The sequence below is a fragment of the Oceanicola granulosus HTCC2516 genome (genome assembly GCF_000153305.1).
Classification (GTDB): domain Bacteria; phylum Pseudomonadota; class Alphaproteobacteria; order Rhodobacterales; family Rhodobacteraceae; genus Oceanicola; species Oceanicola granulosus.
This window is the reverse complement of the sequence record NZ_CH724107.1, coordinates 788,909-806,458: the sequence shown is the minus strand read 5'-3', so window position 1 is coordinate 806,458 and position 17,550 is coordinate 788,909. Positions and strand designations below refer to the sequence as shown.

The window sequence follows — 17,550 nt, the reverse complement described above, 5'->3', positions numbered from 1 at the left end:
CGCCTGGCTCAGAGCAGGAAGTCGTCGGCATCCATCGTCCCGATGCGCACCTTGTCGAGCCAGATGTAACGATCGGCCCGGCCGTTGCCGTCGCTGTCGATCTCGACCATCGTGCCGCCCTTCTCGTCGCTGACGCGGACCTCGGCGCGGGTGCCGCTGAAGACGAACTCGTCGATGTAGCTCAGCCCGAGGCCGCGCAGGTCGAGCACGTCGTCGCCCGCCCGGTCGAAATCGCCGATCTCGTCGGTGCGCCTGGCGCTGCGGCCGATGTCGTAGAGGCGGTTGAAGACGAAGGTATCGTCGTCCGCGCCGCCCCAGAGCTCGTCGTTGCCCGACCCGCCGATCAGCACGTCGTCGCCCGCGCCGCCGAACAGCTCGTCGTCGCTCCAGCCGCCGTCGATCCGGTCGTCGCCGCCCTCGCCGCGCAGCTCGTCGCGCCCGAAGCCGCCCTCGATGCTGTCGCCCTGCCGCGAGCCGATGATGTCGTCGTTGCCGAACCAGCCGTCGATGACCGCCACCTCGCGCACCGTGTCGAAGCCGGAGAAGTCGATCCTGTCACCCCGCGCCGTGCCGCGGACCTCGGCGCCGTTGCCGTCGAACAGCTCCACGTCGTCCACCACGAGCCGGTCGTGGGTGAGGCGCCCGCTGCCCGCGACCACCTCGATGGCGTCGAAGCCGCTGCCGCCGTCGATGCGCTCGCGCGCCGCCTCGGTGCCGCGGATCAGGAACGTGTCGTCGCCCGCCCCGCCCTCGAGCCGGTCGCGCCCGCGCCCGCCGTCGAGCGTGTCGTCGCCCGCCCCGCCCTCGAGACGATCGTCGCTCCAGCCGCCGAAGAGCCGGTCGTCGCCGCCCTCGCCCGCGATGCGGTCCTTGCCGAAGCCGCCGTCGATCACGTCGTCCTGCTGCGAGCCGGTGATGCGGTCGTTGCCGAACCAGCCCTGGATGCGGGCGACGTTCTCGACGCTCTCGAAGCCCGAGAGGTCGAGCTTGTTGCTCAGCCACGACATCTGCAGCACCTGCCCGTTGCCGTCGAGCACCTCGACATCGTCGGGGCTGAACTTGCCCAGCATCACGAGCCCGCTGCCGGCGACGCGGATCGTGTCGCGCCCGTCGCCGCCGTCGAAGTCGTCGTTGAGCGCCTCGAAGCCCCGGATCAGGAACGTGTCGTCCCCCGCCCCGCCCTCGAGATCGTCGCCGCCGCTGCCGCCGTCGAGCAGGTCGTCCCCCGCACCGCCGAACAGGTCGTCGTCGCCGCGCCCGCCGAACAGGCTGTCGTCGCCGCCGTTGCCGATGAGCGCGTCGCGCCCGCCGAGGCCCTCGAGCAGGTTCGGCTCGTCGCCGCCGACGAGCGTGTCGCGCCCGGCGCCGCCGGTCAGCGTGATCGGCCCACCGTCTTCGACGACGTCGGTGACCGTGACGAGAATGGTGGCTCGGTCGTCGTCGCGGCCGTCCTCGGCGGCGACTTCGATCTCGTAGACGTTGTCGCCGTCCGCGTCCTGCGGCACCTCGAAATCGGGCGCCGCGGCGAAGGTGAGCGCGCCCGCCGCGTCGACCTCGAACAGCGCCGCGTCGGCGCCGCCGCTGATCCGGTAGCCGACCGCGTCGCCGTCCGCATCGCGCGCCGTGAGCGTCGCCACGGCGTCGGTGTTCTCGGGCACCTCGGCGGTGGCGGGCGCGGTGAGGACGGGGGCGTCGTTGCGCCCGCCCACGGTGATCGTCGCGCTGGCGGGCACGGAGGCCGTGCCATCGCCGAGCGTGTAGGCGACGTCGACCACCACCGCCTCGCCCTGCCCCAGATCGTCGAAGGCCGCCGGATCGAGCGTCACGACCGCCCCCGCGACACTGACGCTGCCGGAGATGTCGCGCGCGTCGCGCGCGCTGACGGTAACGCCGCTCACGCTCAGCGCGTCGTTATCCACGTCGAGCGCCCCGCTCAGCAAGTCCACGGTAATCGGCCCGGCGTCCTCGTCGGTGCCCACCGCGATGGCCCCCGCCACCGGCGCGTCGTTGACCGCCGCGATGGTCAGCGTCACCGGCTGCTCGACGCTCACCGTGCCGTCCGACGCCTGCAGCGTCAGCGCCACGTCGCCGTTCATGTCCTGCGGCGGCGTGCCCGACAGGGTGCTCCCGTCGAAGCTGAGCCACCCCGGCAGCCCCAGCACCGCCAACGCGACGGCATCGCCGTCCACGTCCGTCGCGATGCTGGCGAGGTCGATCGAGAGGGCGGTGTCCTCGGTGCCCGAGAAGTCCGGCAGGGCGCCGAAGACGGGGGCGTCGTTGACCGGGGCGATGGTGAGGGTGACGTCTCGCGAGACGGTCTCGGTGCCGTCGGTCGCCTGCAGGGTGAGCTCGATGGGGCCGTTGAAGTCGGCGTCCGGGGTGCCGGACAGGGTGTCGTTCCCGAAGCCGAGCCAGTCAGGCCTGCCGAGGACCGACAGCGTCACCGCATCGCCGTCCACGTCCGTCGCGATGCCGGCAAGGTCGATCGAGAGGGCGGTGTCCTCGGTGCCCGAGAAGTCCGGCAGGGCGCCGAATACGGGGGCGTCGTTGACCGGGGCGATGGTGAGGGTGGCGTCTCTCGAGACGGTCTCGGTGCCGTCGCTGACGTCCAGTGTCAGCTCGATGTCGCCATGGACGTCGGCGGGCGGGGTGCCGGTGAGGGTGGTGCCGTCGAAGGCGAGCCAGCCGGGCAGGCCCGTGATCTCGATCTGGAGGGGGTCGCCGTCGGGGTCGCTCACGGCGTCGCCCGGGAAGGTGATCGACAGCGGCGTGTCTTCGGTGCCCGCGAGTGGCGGGAGGGTGCCGATGACGGGGGCGTCGTTGACGGAGGAGACCGTGAGGGCGAGCGGGGCGCTGGTGGTGGTGGTGCCGTCGTCGACGACGAGGGTCAGGGCGAGGTCGCCGTTGAAGTGCTGCGGCGGGGTGCCGGTGAGGGCGGTGCCGTCGAAGGCGAGCCATTCCGGCAGCCCCTCGAGCGACAGGGTCAGACTGTCGCCGTCAACGTCCGTGGCGACGTCGGCGGGGATGGTGTGGGCGATGGCGGTGTCCTCGTCGGAGGTGAGCTCCGGGAGCGCGCCGATCACCGGGGCGTCGTTGACGGCGGCGACGTCGAGGGTGAGCGGACGCAGCACCGTGGCCAGGCCGTCCGACACCGACAGCTCGAGCGCCACCGCGCCGTGGAAGTCGGCCGGCGGGGTGCCGGTGAGCGACAGGCTCTCGGCGTCGAAGGTCAGCCACCCGGGCAGCGGCGTGCCGCCGGGTCCGCGCAGCTCGACGACCAAGGCGTCGCCGTCGGGGTCGGTGATCGCGCCGGGCGGCAGGGTGATGGCGATCGCGGTGTCCTCGACGCCTGCCAGCGGCGGCAGGTCGGCGATCACCGGCGCGTCGTTGAGCCCCTCGACGGTGACATCGACCCGCGCGGTCGCGCCGAGGCCGGTGGAGTCCTCCAGCTCGTAGGTGAAGAAGGCGGTGCCCGTGGCGTCCTCGCCGGGCGTGATGCGCAGCTGGCCGTCGCCGAGAAGCTCGACCTCGATGCCGGAGGTCTCGACGATGCGGGTCAGCGCGATGCCGTCGCGGTCGGGGTCGTAGTCGTTGGAGGTCAGCTCTGTGGTGAAGATGGTGAGCGGCGTGTCCTCGAGCAGCGTCAGCGCGTCGTCGACGGCGACGGGCGCGTCGGGCGTGCCGATGACCTCGATGCTCACCGTGGTGGGCACCTCGAAGCCGGTCTCGTTGGTGAGCGCGTAGCGCAGGGTGAGGGTGCCGAAGAAGTCGGCCTCGGGCGCGACGCGGTAGAGGCCGTCGTCGAGCAGCGTTACACCGGGGCCGGTGAGGCCGAGGAAGGTGACCTCGGAGCCGAGCGGGATGTCGTCGTTGGCCATCAGCTCGACGGGGTCGATGTCGATGAAGCCGTCCTCGAGCACCTCGTAGCCCGCGTCCGACACCGCGACGGGTACGTCGAACAGCGGCAGCACCAGCACCGAGGCGTAGCCGGTGGCGGTCGCGCCCTCGGAGTCGGTCACGCGGTAGTGGAAGCCGCCGTCGCCGAAGTAGCCCTTGCGGCCGGTGAAGACGGCGGTGTCGCCGTCGCGGACCACGGTGCCGTTGTCGCCGTCGAACACCTCGACGATCTCGAAGCTGTGGCCCTCGATGTCGCGGTCGTTGAACAGCAGGTCGGCGAAGTCGATGGCGAAGGGCGTGTCCTGCCCGCCGAGGAAATGGCCGTCGGGGTTGGCGATGGGCGCGTCGTTGACGGCCGCGATGTCGAAGGTGACGGTGCCGACATCGCTGCGGCGGCCGTCGGTGACGGTGTAGCGGAAGCTGACGGGGCCGTTGACGTTCTCGTCCGGCACGAACTGGTAGCGCCCGTCGGGCAGCTCGAGCAGGCGCCCCCCCGCGACCTCGCCCTGCAGCGAGCGGAACGAGAGCGTGTCGCCGTCGGCGTCGGTGTCGTTGGCGACGAGCTGGTCAACGGTGAACTCGAACGGCGTGTCCTCGACCGTGTCGAAGCGGTCGGCGACGGCAACGGGGGCGACGTTGGTGGAGACGACGTCGAGGCGGACGGTGCCGGTGCTGTCGCCGTGGGTGTCGTCGGTGACGCTGTAGGTGAAGCTCGCGGTGCCGTCGAAGTTGGGCGTTGGGGTGAAGGTGATCTCGGCTCCGTCGAAGGTGACGGTGCCGTTGACCGGGTCGGACACGCCGAGGAAGCGGATCGGATCGCCGTCGACGTCGTAGTCGTTGGCGAGGAGCTGCGCCGGGGTGAGGACGATGAGGGAATCCTCGTCGACGTCGAAGCGGTCGGTCTCGGCGACGGGCGGGTCGAGCAGCGAGGCGACCTCGAGCGCGATCTGCCCCTCGACGCTGCCCTCGGCGTCGTCGGTGACGGTGTAGGTGAGCGTGTCGGTGCCGGCGAAGGCCGGATCGGGGCGGTAGGTCGCCGTCGCGCCCGCGTTGCCGTCGAGGCGCTGGGTGACGTTGCCGGTCCGGCTGTCGGTGTCGGTGCTGTTGGTGAAGGCGATCTCGTGGTCGCCCAGCACGTCGAGCGGCACGGTGGCGGTGATCGTGCCGCTGGCGGAATCGAGGACCATCCAATCGGGCAGCGGGCTGCCGTCGGCGAGCGTGGCCGACCACGTGCCGCCGGGCAGCGGGGCGATCGTGGCGGGCGGGGCGATCTCCACCTCCGTCAGCGTGATCGTCAGCGCGCCGTTCGCGGGCGTGCCGAGCGCGAGCACGCGCAGGGCGTCGCCGTCGTCGTCGCGGTCGTTGGCGAGCAGGTCGGCGATGGCGAAGGCGACTTCGCCGCCTTCGAACAGCGTCTGCAGGTCCTCGCCCGGCTCCGGCAGCTCGCGCGTCGGGAGCACGTTGACGACGATGCTCGCGGGCGCCTCGGAGATTGCCGCCTTGCCGTCGTTGGCGAGGTAGTGCAGCGCGATGGCGCCGGTGTAGTCGGCGGGCGTGGCGAGGTCGATGCGCTCGGACTGGTGGGAGACGCTGACCCCCGCGACCTCGGGATCTACGGTGAAGGTCTCGTCCACCACGGCCTCGGTGATGATCGACATCGCCGGCAGCCCGCCGCCCGCCGCGACGTCGATGCGCACCGGCACAGCGCCGACATAGGCCGAGGGCGGCATTCCGGAGAAGCCGAGGGTGGCGGCGTCGAAGCTGAGCCAGCTGTCGAGCGGGGCCTGGCTCTCGCGCGCGGCGCTGAGGCCGCCGTGGCCGGTGAGGTCGATGCCGAGGACATCGGCCCCCTGCCCCGGCGCCCCGGCGAGCACGGCGTTGATCGCGGCGAGCTCGGCGGCGAGGTCGGCCGGATCGATGACGAACTCGAGGGTGAAGCCGCCCTCGGTGCTGCGGTACCGGTTCCCCGGCAGGTCGGGGAGCGCGTCGGGGGTGAAGACGACCTGAACGCGCACCGGGTCGCCGTCGGCCTCGAAGCCGCTGGCCGAGAGCTGGCGGGTCGTGGCGTCGAAGTCGAGCCACTCGGGAAGCGGCCGGCCGCCGAGGCGCGCGGCGGAGAAGCTGCCGTCGGCGATCCCGAGGGCCGCGATACCGTCCGCGTCGGCGTCGAGCTGCCACTCGTAGGGCGCGCGCAGCACGAAGCCGCCCATCACCTCGTCCTCGACCGACAGGCCGGCGGCGAGGTCGTCGGCATCCTCGGAAGTGAAGGTGAAGCGGAAGGCGTGGACGGCGTCGGCGGTCGGGTCGGTGACGAAGACGGCCACCTCAACGTCGGCCGACTGGTCCGCCGGCATGGTCCCCGAGAAAGTCCAGCTCGCGGCGTCGAAGAAGAGCCAGTTGGGCAGCGGGCCGTTGTTGCCGGCCTTCGCCTCGACGGTGAAATCGGGCGACAGGAAGCGACCGACGATCTCGCCCAGCAGCAGCGCATCCTCGAAGAACAGCACGTCGCCGTCGAAGTCGCGGTCGTTGCCGAAGGCCTCGGCGGGGATGACGTATTGCGGCCCGTCCTCCAGGGCCGAGATCACGTCGTTGCGCAATTCGGGGGCGTGGTTGTCGGGCAGGACGGTGATGTAGGCGGTGGCGCTGTCGGTGCCGCCGCGCCCGTCAATGACGTTGTACTCGAAGCTCGCGGTGCCGTTGTAGTCGGAGATGACGGCGAATTCGATCATCCCGTCGTCGTTGAGCCGCACCTTGCCGTTCTCGGCGAAGGGATAGAGCCCGGCGAAGAGCACCGGGTCGTCGTCGGGGTCGGTGTCGTTGGCGAGGAGGCTCGCCGGGTCGATGACCAGCACCTCGTCCTCGAGCATCCGCAGGCCGCGGTCGTCGCGCGCGTTCGGATCGAGGTTCTGCGGGCGGACCTGGATCGCGAACTCGAGCGTCGCCTCGGCCCCGCGCGCGTCGATCACGTCGAAGGCGATGGAGGCCGCGCCGAGCTGGAACGGGGTGAAGGAGATGATGCCGCTGGCGGCGTCGAAGGTCTCGACGCCGTTGTGGGAGGCGTTGCCGTCGGCCCCGACATGGAGGCCGACGAAGGAGAAGGCGTCGCCCTCGATGTCGTAGACCTTGGCCATCAGCTGATCGACGGTGAAGTTGGTCGTCTCCTCGAGCTTCGCCCAGGTGCGCCCGTCGCGGATGCGCGGCGCGTCGTTGACCGGCGCGAAGTAGATCTCGACATCGGCCGTGTCCTCGGCCCCGTCGTTGTCGGCGAGCACGTAGCGGAAGCCGGCGAAGCCGAAATGGTCGGGGCGCGAGAGCAGCTCGATATAGGCACCGTCCAGCCGCCAGGTCGCGTCGGTGGCGGAGCCGTCGTAATCGGGGTCCTTGTAGGGGCGCAGCTCGCCGCCGTCGGTCCGGAGCAGCGGCGTGGCCGAGACGATGCGCAGGCCCTCCTGCTCAGCATCGCCGTCGACGTCGTAGTCGTTGGCCAGCAGGTTCTCGATGCGGATGCGCAGCGGCTCGTCCTCGACGCCGTAGACGAGCGGATCGTCGTTGGCGACGGGCGCGTCGTTGACCGGCGCGAGGTTGACCTCGACGCGAGCAGTGGATTCCCGCCCCTGCGGATCGCGCACGGTGTAGGCGAAGAAGGCGTCGCCGAAGTGATCCTGCGCGCCGAGGAAGCGGATCATGCCCGCCGGCGTGATCTCGACGCTGCCCGCCACCGCGCCCTGCACCGAGACCAGATCGAGATCCTCGACGCCCGCCTCGGCGTCGTTCGCCATCAGTTCGGCGGGGTCGATCAGGAGCGGCTCGTCCTCGATGCCGAGGCGCTGGATGTCGTCGGCGGCGTTGAAGCGGCCGATGCGCAGCGCGTCGTCGATGTCCGCCCGCGACCAGATCGTGCCGTCGGCGAAGACGATCTGCTCGATCCCCGTCCCGGTGCCGAGGAAGTGGTCGGTGACGGTGACGGTGTCGATCAGGAAGCCGTCGTCGCGCTCGATCTCGACCAAGAGGTCGTCGCCGGCGCGCAGCACCGAGACGTCCTTGGGAAGGAGCCCGGCCGTGAGGACCAGCCGGTCGAGGTCGTCCGCCGCGCCGATCTCGGTAATTGTGTCGGCGCCGCTGTCGTGGCCGAAGACGTAGTCGTCGGAGCCGCCCGCGCCGCGCAGCAGGTCGTCGCCGAACCGGCCGTCGAAGATGTCGTCGCCCGCGCTGCCGTCGAAGGTGTCGGCGTGGAACGAGCCGACGAGCCGCTCGATGCCCGACAGCACGTCGCCCGCCGCCTCGCCGGCCGTGCCCTGCCCGGTGGCGAGGTTCACCGCCACGGCCTCGTCGGCGAAGGCGTAGTCGGCGGTGTCGATGCCATCGCCGCCGGCCATCGTGTCGGCGCCACGGCTGCCGCGGAAGGTGTTGTCGGCGGCGTCGCCGGTCAGGCTGTCGTCGTGGAAGGAGCCCTGGATGATCTCGATGCCCGAGAGCGTGTCGCCCTCGGCGTCGCCGCCCGAGGCGGTCCCGGCGGCGAGGTCGATGGAGATGCCGCCGAGGGAGAGCGTGTAGTCGGCGGTGTCGGTCCCCGCGCCGCCGCTCAGGATGTCGGCGCCGCGCCCGCCCGCGAGCAGGTCGTCGCCGTCGCCCCCGGTCAGCGCGTCGTCGCCGCGCCCGCCGAACAGGGCGTTGCCGCCGTCGTCGCCGGTCAGGCTGTCGGCGTGGTCGGTGCCGACCAGGTTCTCGATGCCGACCAGCACGTCGCCCGCCGCGTCGCCGCCGGTGGCGGTGCCGTCGAGCAGCGAAATGACGACGCCCGCCGCGCTTGTCTCATAGCGCGCCGTGTCGTCGCCCGCGCCGCCGAAGAGCGCGTCGCCCCCGGCCCCGCCGTCGAGCGTGTCGTCGCCCGCGCCGCCCAGGAGCGTGTCGTCGCCCGCGCGCCCGGTCAGCTCGTCGTGGCCGTCGACGCCGCTCAGCCAGTTGTCGCCCGCGTCGCCGCCGAGCGTGTCGGAGAAGGCGGAACCCTCGAGCGCCTCGACGCTCTCGTAGAAGTCGCCCTGGGCGTAGCCGCCCTGCCCGATCACCGTGGCGAGGTCGGCGCGCACGCCGGTGTTGGAGCCGGTGAAGCGGACGGTGTCGAAGCCGTCGCCGCCGAAGATGTCGTCGGCCCCGTCGCCGGCGTCGATAATGTCGTCGCCCGCACCGGCCTCGATCAGGTCGTCGCCGGCGTCGGTGAGGATCGTGTCGTCGCCCCCGAGCGCGCGCACCCAGTCGTCGGCGCGGTAGCCGTGGATCGTCTCGGAGAGCGCGTTGCCCTCGATGACGTCGATCAGCGGGCTGCCGGTCAGCTCGCCGCCGTAATAGTCGGAGACGGTGGCGTAGGCGAAGCCGACATCCTCGAGCCCTTCCTCGTCGGCGATGCGGTACTGGATCGTCACCGGCCCGGTGAAGCCCGGCGCGAAGCGCGCGATCAGGAAGTCCTCGCCGCGGAAGCTGACCACCTCGAAGCTGCCGACCTCCACTCGATTGCCCCGCGCCAGTTCCAGCGGGTCGTAGATCGCGTCGACGCCGACGAAGGTCGGGCGCGGCCGGTCGGGGTCGTCGAGGTCGTGGTCGCGGACGCCGTCGCCGTCCACGTCGGCCTGCTCGATGTCGAAATCGTTGAACAGCAGGTCGGCCGCGCGGATCACGAGCGGGATGTCGAAGGGCGTCACGAAGCCCGGATCGTCGATCACGGTGGGATCGTCGTTGGAGGGCACGATGACGATGTCGACGTACCCCTCGGACGTGCCGTTGGCGTTGTCCGTCAGCCGGTAGACGAAGCCCGAAGAGACGGTCGCGTCGATGTCGGGCGTGAAGAGCAGCTCGCCGGGCGCGCCGTTCTCGATGGTGCCGTTGACCTTGAAGGCGGCGTCGGCGCCGAATTTGAACACATCCTGCGCCGTGGCCGGGCGGAAGGCGTCGATCTGGAGGACGTCCTCCGCGTCGGCGTCGAGATCGTTCGCCAGCAGCGTGGCCAGGGAGATCGAGGTCGGGATGTCCTCGGGGACGTAGATCGTGTCGCGCACCGCCACCGGGGGCGTGTCGGCGACGCCCTCGAAGTACATCGTGACCTCGGCCCCGTCGACCGCACCCTCCGGGTCGGTGACGCTGTAGCCGAAGCTGGCGATGCCGAAGAAGCCCGGGTCGGGGGTGAAGTAGATCGTGCCGTTGTCGACGGCGACGTCGCCGTTGATCCCGCCGGTCGCCGTCTCGAAGGTGACGGCGAAGCCCTCGACGTCGTAGTCGTTCTTGAGCAGCTCGAGGACGGGGATCGCCATCACCGTGTCCTGCTGCCCGTGCAGGATCGGGAGCTGCTCGCTCGTGTAGCTGTCGTCGCGCGCCACGGGGTGGTCGTTGACCGGCGCGTAGACGATCGTCGCCGTCGCGCTGTCGAACCCGCCCTGCCCGTCGCCCACCGTGTAGGTGAAGCGAGCCTCGCCATTGAAGTCGCGGGTGGGGGTGAAGAGGACGGTCTGGTTGTCGAGCAGCCGCGCCGAGCCGCCGAGCGCGGCGGAGACCGACACCAGCGTCAGCGTGTCGCCGTCGTCGTCGCTGTCGTTCTCCGTCAGCCGCGCGAGGGAGAGGACGATCGGATTGTCCTCGCGGATCGGCTCGCCCGCCTGGGTCTGCTCGAAGCGGTCGTCGCGGGCGTCGGGGGCGCTGTTGACGGCGTTGACGGTGACCGTGACAGTCCCGCTGTCGGTCGCGCCGCCCGGGTCGGCGACGGTGTAGCCGAAGGTCGCGGTGCCGAAGAAGTCGGTGCGCGGGGTGACGACGACGCGGCCGTCGCCGTCGACCTCGACGAAGAGGTCGGCGGAGGATTGCACCGAGACCAGCGCGAGCGCGTCGCCGTCGATGTCGGTGTCGTTGCCGGTCAGCAGCGCCGGGGAGAGGCTGAGCGCGATGCCCTCGTCGGTGCTGAAGCCGCCGTCGTCGCGGGCCTCGGGGGCGTCGTTCACCGGCGTGACGTCGATGAAGACCATCGCCTCGGCGCGCCCGCCCTCGAGCGTGTTGGCGGCGTAGGCGAAGGAGGCCGGGCCGTTGTGGTCGGCGTCGGGAGTGAAGCCGATGTCGCCGTCGCTCGAGAGCGACACCGTGCCGCCGACCGCGTCGAACACCTGCCCGACGATCATCCGGTCGCCGTCCACGTCGTTCGACAGCAGCCGCTCGACGCGGATCGACAGGAAGCCGTCCTCCTCGACCGTGAAGCCGGTGTCGTCGCGCGCCTCGGCGACGGGGCGGACGTTGACGTTGATCGCGGCCTCGGCGAAGCCGTTGCGCTCGTCGGTGACGCGGTAGCGGATCACCGTGGCGCCGGTGAAGCCGGTGGCGGAGGTGAAGGTGACGTTGCCGTCGGCGTCGATCGCGGCGGTGCCGTCGGGGGTGGCGTCGACCTCGACGAGCCGGAGCGGGTCGTCGTCGGCGTCGAAGTCGTTGCCGAGGATGTCGCCCAGCTGGATCACCAGCTCCTCGCCGGTGGTGACGGCGAAGAAGCCGTCGTCGTTGGCCACCGGGGCGGCGTTGTCGAGCAGGGCCAGGAGCGTGTCGCGGGTCCAGGTGGTGCCGTCGTCGCCGAAGACGATCTGCTCGACCCCGCCGCCGGTCTCGGAGAGCGCGTCGAGCACCATCAGGCTGTCGTCGATCCCCGCGAACTCGAGCAGCACCGTCTCGCTGCCCCGGAACAGGCGGCTGACGCTGGTGTCGGCGGCGGAGAGGCCGATCAGCTCGATCCGGTCGGTGCCGCTGGTGCCGCCGTCGCGGATGCGGTCGTCGCCCGCCCCGGCGGCGAAGCGGTAGGTGTCGCTGCCCTCGCCGCCGCTGGCGCTGTCGTCGCCGGCGGAGAGCGTGATGATGTCGTCGCCGTCGAAGCCCTCGACGTTGTCCGCGCCGTCGCCCTGGATGTCCTCGAGCGCGCGCGCCCGCATCGCGGCGCGGTCCCAGAGCGTGCCGTCGGCGAACTGCAGCGTCAGGCTGCCGCGGGCGCCGTTGGCCGCGCCGAGCGCGTCGACCAGCACCAGCCGGTCGCCGGTGGTGGCGAAGGTGACGGCGAGGTCGTCGCTCCCCGGCCCCGCCCGCACCGCCCCGCGCAGGTCGGCGACGTCATGGTCCGCCAGTCGCACCACGCTCGCGCCGCGCCCGAGCGCGTCGATCCGGTCGTCGCCGTCGCCCCGGGCGTAGAGGTAGAGGTCGTCGCCGTCGCCGCCGGCGAGGAGGTCGTCGCCGGGGCCGCCGGCGAGGGTGTCGTCGCCGTCGGTGCCGTAGACCTCGTCGTCGCCGTCGCTGGCCTGCGCGTCGACCAGCAGCGCGGCGATCCCGGCGATGCTGTAGGTGGTCGCGTCGTCGGTGAGGATGATCGTCTCGATGCCCGCGCCCTCGCTGAGGCCGGACGCGACGATGATCTGGTCGTCGGTGCCCTCGAACTGGATCGCCAGGTCGACGCCCTGGCTGCCGAGCCGCACGAAGCGGACCTCGCTCGCCGCGTAGCCCGAGATCTCGAGCACGTCGGCGGGGGAGTTGGCGTCGTCGCGCAGGATGTCGCGCCCGTCGCCGCGCGCGAAGAGGTAGGTGTCGTCGCCGCCGCGCCCCGAGACGCGGTCATCGCCGAGGCCGCCGACGATGGTCTCGCCGATATCGTCGCCGAAGATCCTGTCGTCGAGGTTCGAGGGCACCCGCGCGATCAGGTCGGCGACGCTCCAGTCCGGCCCGCCCTCGAAGCGCACCGTCTCGATGCGGCCCGCGCCGAGCGCGTCCTCGATGCGGATGCGCTCGCCGGTGGTGCCGATGTGCAGGATCAGCGCGCTGCCGTCGCTGCTCTGGGAAACGCGCACGTCGTCGGGGCCGATGCCCGCGCCGAGGGCCAGCACGTCGGCCGCGCCGCCCGCGTCGGCGATGCGATCCTGTCCGTCGCCCGGGCCGAAGCGGTAGGTGTCGTCGCCCTCGCCGCCCTCGAGCAGATCGACCCCCGCGCCGCCCGCGAGGTCGTCGTCGCCGCCGAGCCCGACCAGCCGGTCGTCGCCCGCGCCGCCCGCGAGCGTCTCGCCGTCGGCGCTGCCGAAGCGGACATCGTCGCCGTCGGTGGAGGCGAGCGCCAACGCCACGAGGTCCGCCGCCTGCCATATCGTCGCGTCGTCCTCGAAGCGCACCTCGAAGCCGATCCCCGCCGCCGGCGCGACGCCGAGGTCGACGCGGTCGCCGGTGCCGGCGATCTCGAGCACCAGCGTCGCGCGCCCCGGCACGACGCGCACGTCGTCGGGGAGGATGCCGGGGCCGAAGAGGAGCACGTTGGCGCCCGCGACGTCCTCGATGCGGTCCTGCCCGTCGCCGAGGGCGAAGCGGTAGACGTCGTCGCCGAGGCCGCCCTTCAGCACGTCGTCGCCCGGCCCGCCGACGAGCGTCTCGCCGCCGTCGCCGCCGGTGAGGCTGTCGTTGCCGCCCGCGCCGTCGAGCGTCAGGCCGTCCACGAGCGCGAGGCTGTCGTCGCCGTCGGTGCCGAGCATCGAGGCGTCGAGCAGGTCGTCCCACGTCCAGGCGGTGCCGTCGTCGAAGGCCACCGTCTCGATGGAGGTGCCGCCCGCCAGCGCGTCGACCAGCACGATCCGCGTGGTGCCGCCGACGACGCGCAGCACGAGGTCGTGGCCCGCCTGCCGCACCGAGACGTCCTCCGGCGCGACGCCGGCGGCGAAGCTGATCCGGTCGTCGCCGCCGGCGTCGGTGATGCGGTCGGTGCCGTCGTCGGCGCCGAAGACGTAGGTGTCGTTCCCGGTCCCGCCGAACAGCGTGTCGTCGCCGAGGCCACCGGAGAAGACGTCGTTGCCCGCGAACTCCGCCTCGTCGTCGCCGCCGAAGAGCGTGTCGTCGCCCGCACCGCCCGAGAGCACGTCGTCGCCGCCGCCGCCCTTCAGGTCGTCGTGCCCGGCGTCGCCCGAGAGCAGGTCCGCGCCGAAGCCGCCGAACAGGCTGTCGTCGTCGGCGCCGCCGGCGAGGCTGTCGTCGCCGCCGAAGCCGCGCAGGATGTCGCCGCCGCCGTTGCCGAAGATCAGGTCGGCGAGCGGCCCGCCGCCGATCTCGCTGCCGTCCGCACCGTCGCTGATGCCGCCGACCGCCCGCTCGAGCGCGACGCCGCCGAAGTTGGCCGGGGTGAGGTCGCCCGCCGAGACGCCCGCGAGGCGCAGGACGGAGCGACTGCTGCCGTCGTCGGCGAACAGGTCGACCACCGCGTCCGCCCCGTCCTGGCGCAGCCGCAGCCGGCCCGTCTCGAAGGGATTCGGGGTGCTCGTCGCGAGGCGGACGATGTCGCCGTCGTCGCCGGCGACGAAGTCGGTGATGACGTCCTCGGCGATGTCGGCGGGCAGATCGAAGCTCGGCAGGAAGCGGTAGACGTCGCGGCCCGCGCCGCCGGTGTAGCTGTCGCTGGCGGTGTCGGTGAGCAGGTCGCCGAAGATGTCGTCGCCGCCGCCGCCGAACATCGTGTCGGCCCCGTCGCCGCCGTCGAAGTAGTCGGCGAGCGCGCCGCCGGTGAGGGTGTTGGCGGTGTCGTCGCCGTAATGGAGGCTGCCGTCGATGCCGAGGTCGGGGGCGACGCGGGCGGCGATCTCGGCGAGCGTGAGGGTCGCGAGGCTGTCGGCGATGACGATCTCGGCGAGCGAGGTGCTGTCGGCGAAGGCGCCGCGCAGGGTGAGACGGTCGGTGCTGTCGGCGAAGCGGATGGTGAGGTCGGCGGCGTCGATGCCGGTGCGCGAGAAGCGCACCTCGTCGAGCCCGTAGCCCGCGATCCGCAGGACGTCGGCGCTCCCGTCGCCGGGCACGTCGATGTCGTCGACGCCGTCGCCCCGCGCGAACAGGTAGAGGTCGTCGCCGAGCCCGCCCGCGAGGCTGTCGAAGCCCGGCCCGCCGCTGAGCTCGTCGGCCCCGTCGCCGCCCTCGAGCAGGTCGTCGTCGGCACCGCCCGAGAGGCTGTCGTCGCCGCCGAGGCCGAAGAGGCTGTCGTCGCCGCCGAGGCCGATCAGCGTGTCGTCGCCCTCGGTGCCGCTGTAGCTGTCGTCGCCCGCCGTCCCGGCGGTGGCGCGCGCGCGCAGGTCGGCGGCGCTCCAGAGGGTGCCGTCGGCGAAGGCGACGGTCTCGATGACGCCGCTGCCGAAGGCATCGCGGATCGTCACCCGCTCCTCGCCGGGCAGGCGCAGGATCAGGTCGGTCTCGGTCTTGCCGACGTCGACGTCGCCCGGCGCGATGCCGGGGCCGAACTCGAGGCGGTCGAGGCCGGAGGCGTCGTCGATGATGTCCTGCCCGTCGCCCGCGTCGAAGCGGTAGATGTCGTCGCCCGCGCCGCCCTCGAGGCTGTCGAGCCCCGCGCCGCCCTCGAGCAGGTCGTTGCCGTCACCGCCTACCAGCTCGTCGGAGCCCGCGCCGCCGAAGAGGGTGTCGTCGCCCCCCTGCCCGTCGAGGCTGTCGTCGCCGCCGAGGCCCGCGAGCGTCTCGCCCGCGCCGGTGCCGGTGATCTCGTCGCGCGCCTCGCTGCCGGCGAGCGCGGCGGCGAGGATGTCGGCGAAGGTCCAGCTCACGCCGCTGAATAAGCGGACCTCCTCGATCGCCCGGTCGGGATCGGACAGCGCACCGGCCAGCGTGATCCGCTCCTCGCCGGGCAGGTGCAGGACGATGTCGCTGCCGCCCTGCTGGCTGACCCGGACGTCGGCGGCCGCGATGCCCGCGCCGAGCTCGATCCGGTCGAGGCCCGCGAGATCCTCGATCCGGTCCTGCCCGTCGCCTGCCGCGAAGTGGTAGACGTCGTCGCCGCTCGCATCGCTCAGCGTGTCGTCGCCCGGGCCGCCGGCGAGGGTGTCGTCGCCCGCCCCGCCCTCGATGCTGTCGTCGCCCGTGCCGCCGGAGAAGCTGTCGTCGCCGCCGAGGTCGGTGAGGGTGTCGTCGCCCGCGCCGGCGTCGATGGTCTCGCCGGTGGCGTCGCTCTCGATGCTCTGCGCGTCGCCTCCGTTGGCCGCCGCGAGCGCGCGCAGGGTGGCCGGGGTCCAGACGGTGCCGTCGGCGAAGACGACCTGCTCGATCTCGGCGGTCGCGTCGGCGCGTGCGCCGCGCAGGACGAGCCGCGCTTCCGTGCCGTCGACGCGGAGCACGAGGTCGTCGCCGCTCGGATGGACGCTCACGTCCGCCGGGGCGAGGCCGGCGTCCATCTCGATCCGGTCGGTCCCGGCGCTGTCTTCGACGATCACCTGCCCGTCGCTCGCCGCGAAGCGGTAGGTGTCGTCGTCGGCGCCGCCCAGCAGGGTGCCGCCGCCCGGCCCTGCGGCGAGCGTGTCGTCGCCCGCGCCGCCCTCGAGCCGATCCATGCCGGAGCCGCCCGACAGGCTGTCGTCGCCGAGCCCGCCGAAGACGCTGTCGTCGCCGCCGCCCGCGTCGATGCTGTCGCCGAGGTCGGAGCCGTGCAGGCGCTGGACGGCATCGGTGCCGGCGGTGGCGAAGCCGATCAGGTCGGCGCGGGTCCAGACGGTGCCGTCGGCGAAGGCCACCTCCTCGATCGCCTGCGCCGCGTCGCCGAGCGCGCCGATCAGCTCGATCCTGCCGCCGTCGGCGAGGCGCAGCACGAGGTCCGCCCCGTCGCGCCCGCTGACGGTGACGTCGGACGGCACGATGCCCGCGCCGAACAGGAGCCGGTCGAAGCCCGCGAGGTCGGTGATCCGGTCGATGCCGTCGCCGAGGGCGTAGCGGTAGACGTCGTCGCCGTCCGCGTCGGTGAGGATGTCGCGGCCGGTGCCGCCGGCGAGGTCGTCGTTGCCGGCGCCGCCGATGAGCGTGTCGCGCCCCGCGCCCCCTTGCAGCACGTCGTTGCCCGCGAGGCCGTCGAGCAGGTCGCTGTCGGCGGTGCCGAGGATGGTGTCGTCGCCGAGCGAGGTCTCCACCGTCTCGCCCGCCGCCGGGACCATGCGCGCGATCAGCGCGTCCCAGTCCCAGCGGGTGCCGTCGGCGAAGCGCACCGCGCCGATATGGTCGTCGTCGGCCGCGCCCTCGATGGTGATGCGGTCGCTGGTGCCGGCGATGCGCAGCACCATGTCGCCCGATCCGTCGGCGGCCTCCTCGACGATCAGGTCGGCGGGATCGATGGTGGCGTCGAAGACCACCTCGTCGCTCGCGGAGGTCCAGCCGGTGTTGGTGATCAGGTCCTGCCCGAAGCCGGCGGAGAACTCGTAGATGTCGGCGTCGCGCCCACCGTCGAGCGTGTCGTCGCCGGCGCCGCCGACGAGGGTGTCGCGCCCGCGCAGGCCGACCAGCGAGTCGTTGCCGCCGTGGCCGGCGAGGCGGTTGTCGCCGTCGCTGCCGGTGATCGTGTCGTCGCCCGCCCCGCCCTCGGGAACGGGCGGGTTGTCGCCCTCGAGGCTCACGCCCCCGGCATCGGCGGCCATCGCCGCGAGATCGGCGGCGGTCCAGCTGGTGCCGTCGTGGAAGTCGACCCGGTCGATGCCGTAGCTGGCGTCGTCGGGGCCCCAGCTCAGGATCGTCAGCCGGTCCGCGCCGTTGGCGAAGTGCAGCGTGATGTCGTCGAACTCGCCGCCGCCCGAGACGCTGATGTCGCCGGGCGAGACGGTGGCGTCGAAGACGATGACGCCGGGCGCGGCCGGATCG

Annotated in this window: 1 protein-coding gene (running past one end of the window); it reads right to left on the bottom strand. The window is 72.5% G+C overall.

The features are described from left to right. Positions 1–8 precede the first annotated feature (8 nt). A protein-coding gene (locus OG2516_RS20645) for a tandem-95 repeat protein (protein WP_040614957.1) crosses the window boundary here: on the bottom strand, positions 9–17,550 show its 3' portion. The gene runs 14,921 nt beyond the window's last position; 17,542 of the gene's 32,463 nt are visible here — the last part of the coding sequence; the start codon falls outside the window, past its right edge — the gene reads right to left on this strand; the stop codon is at positions 9–11.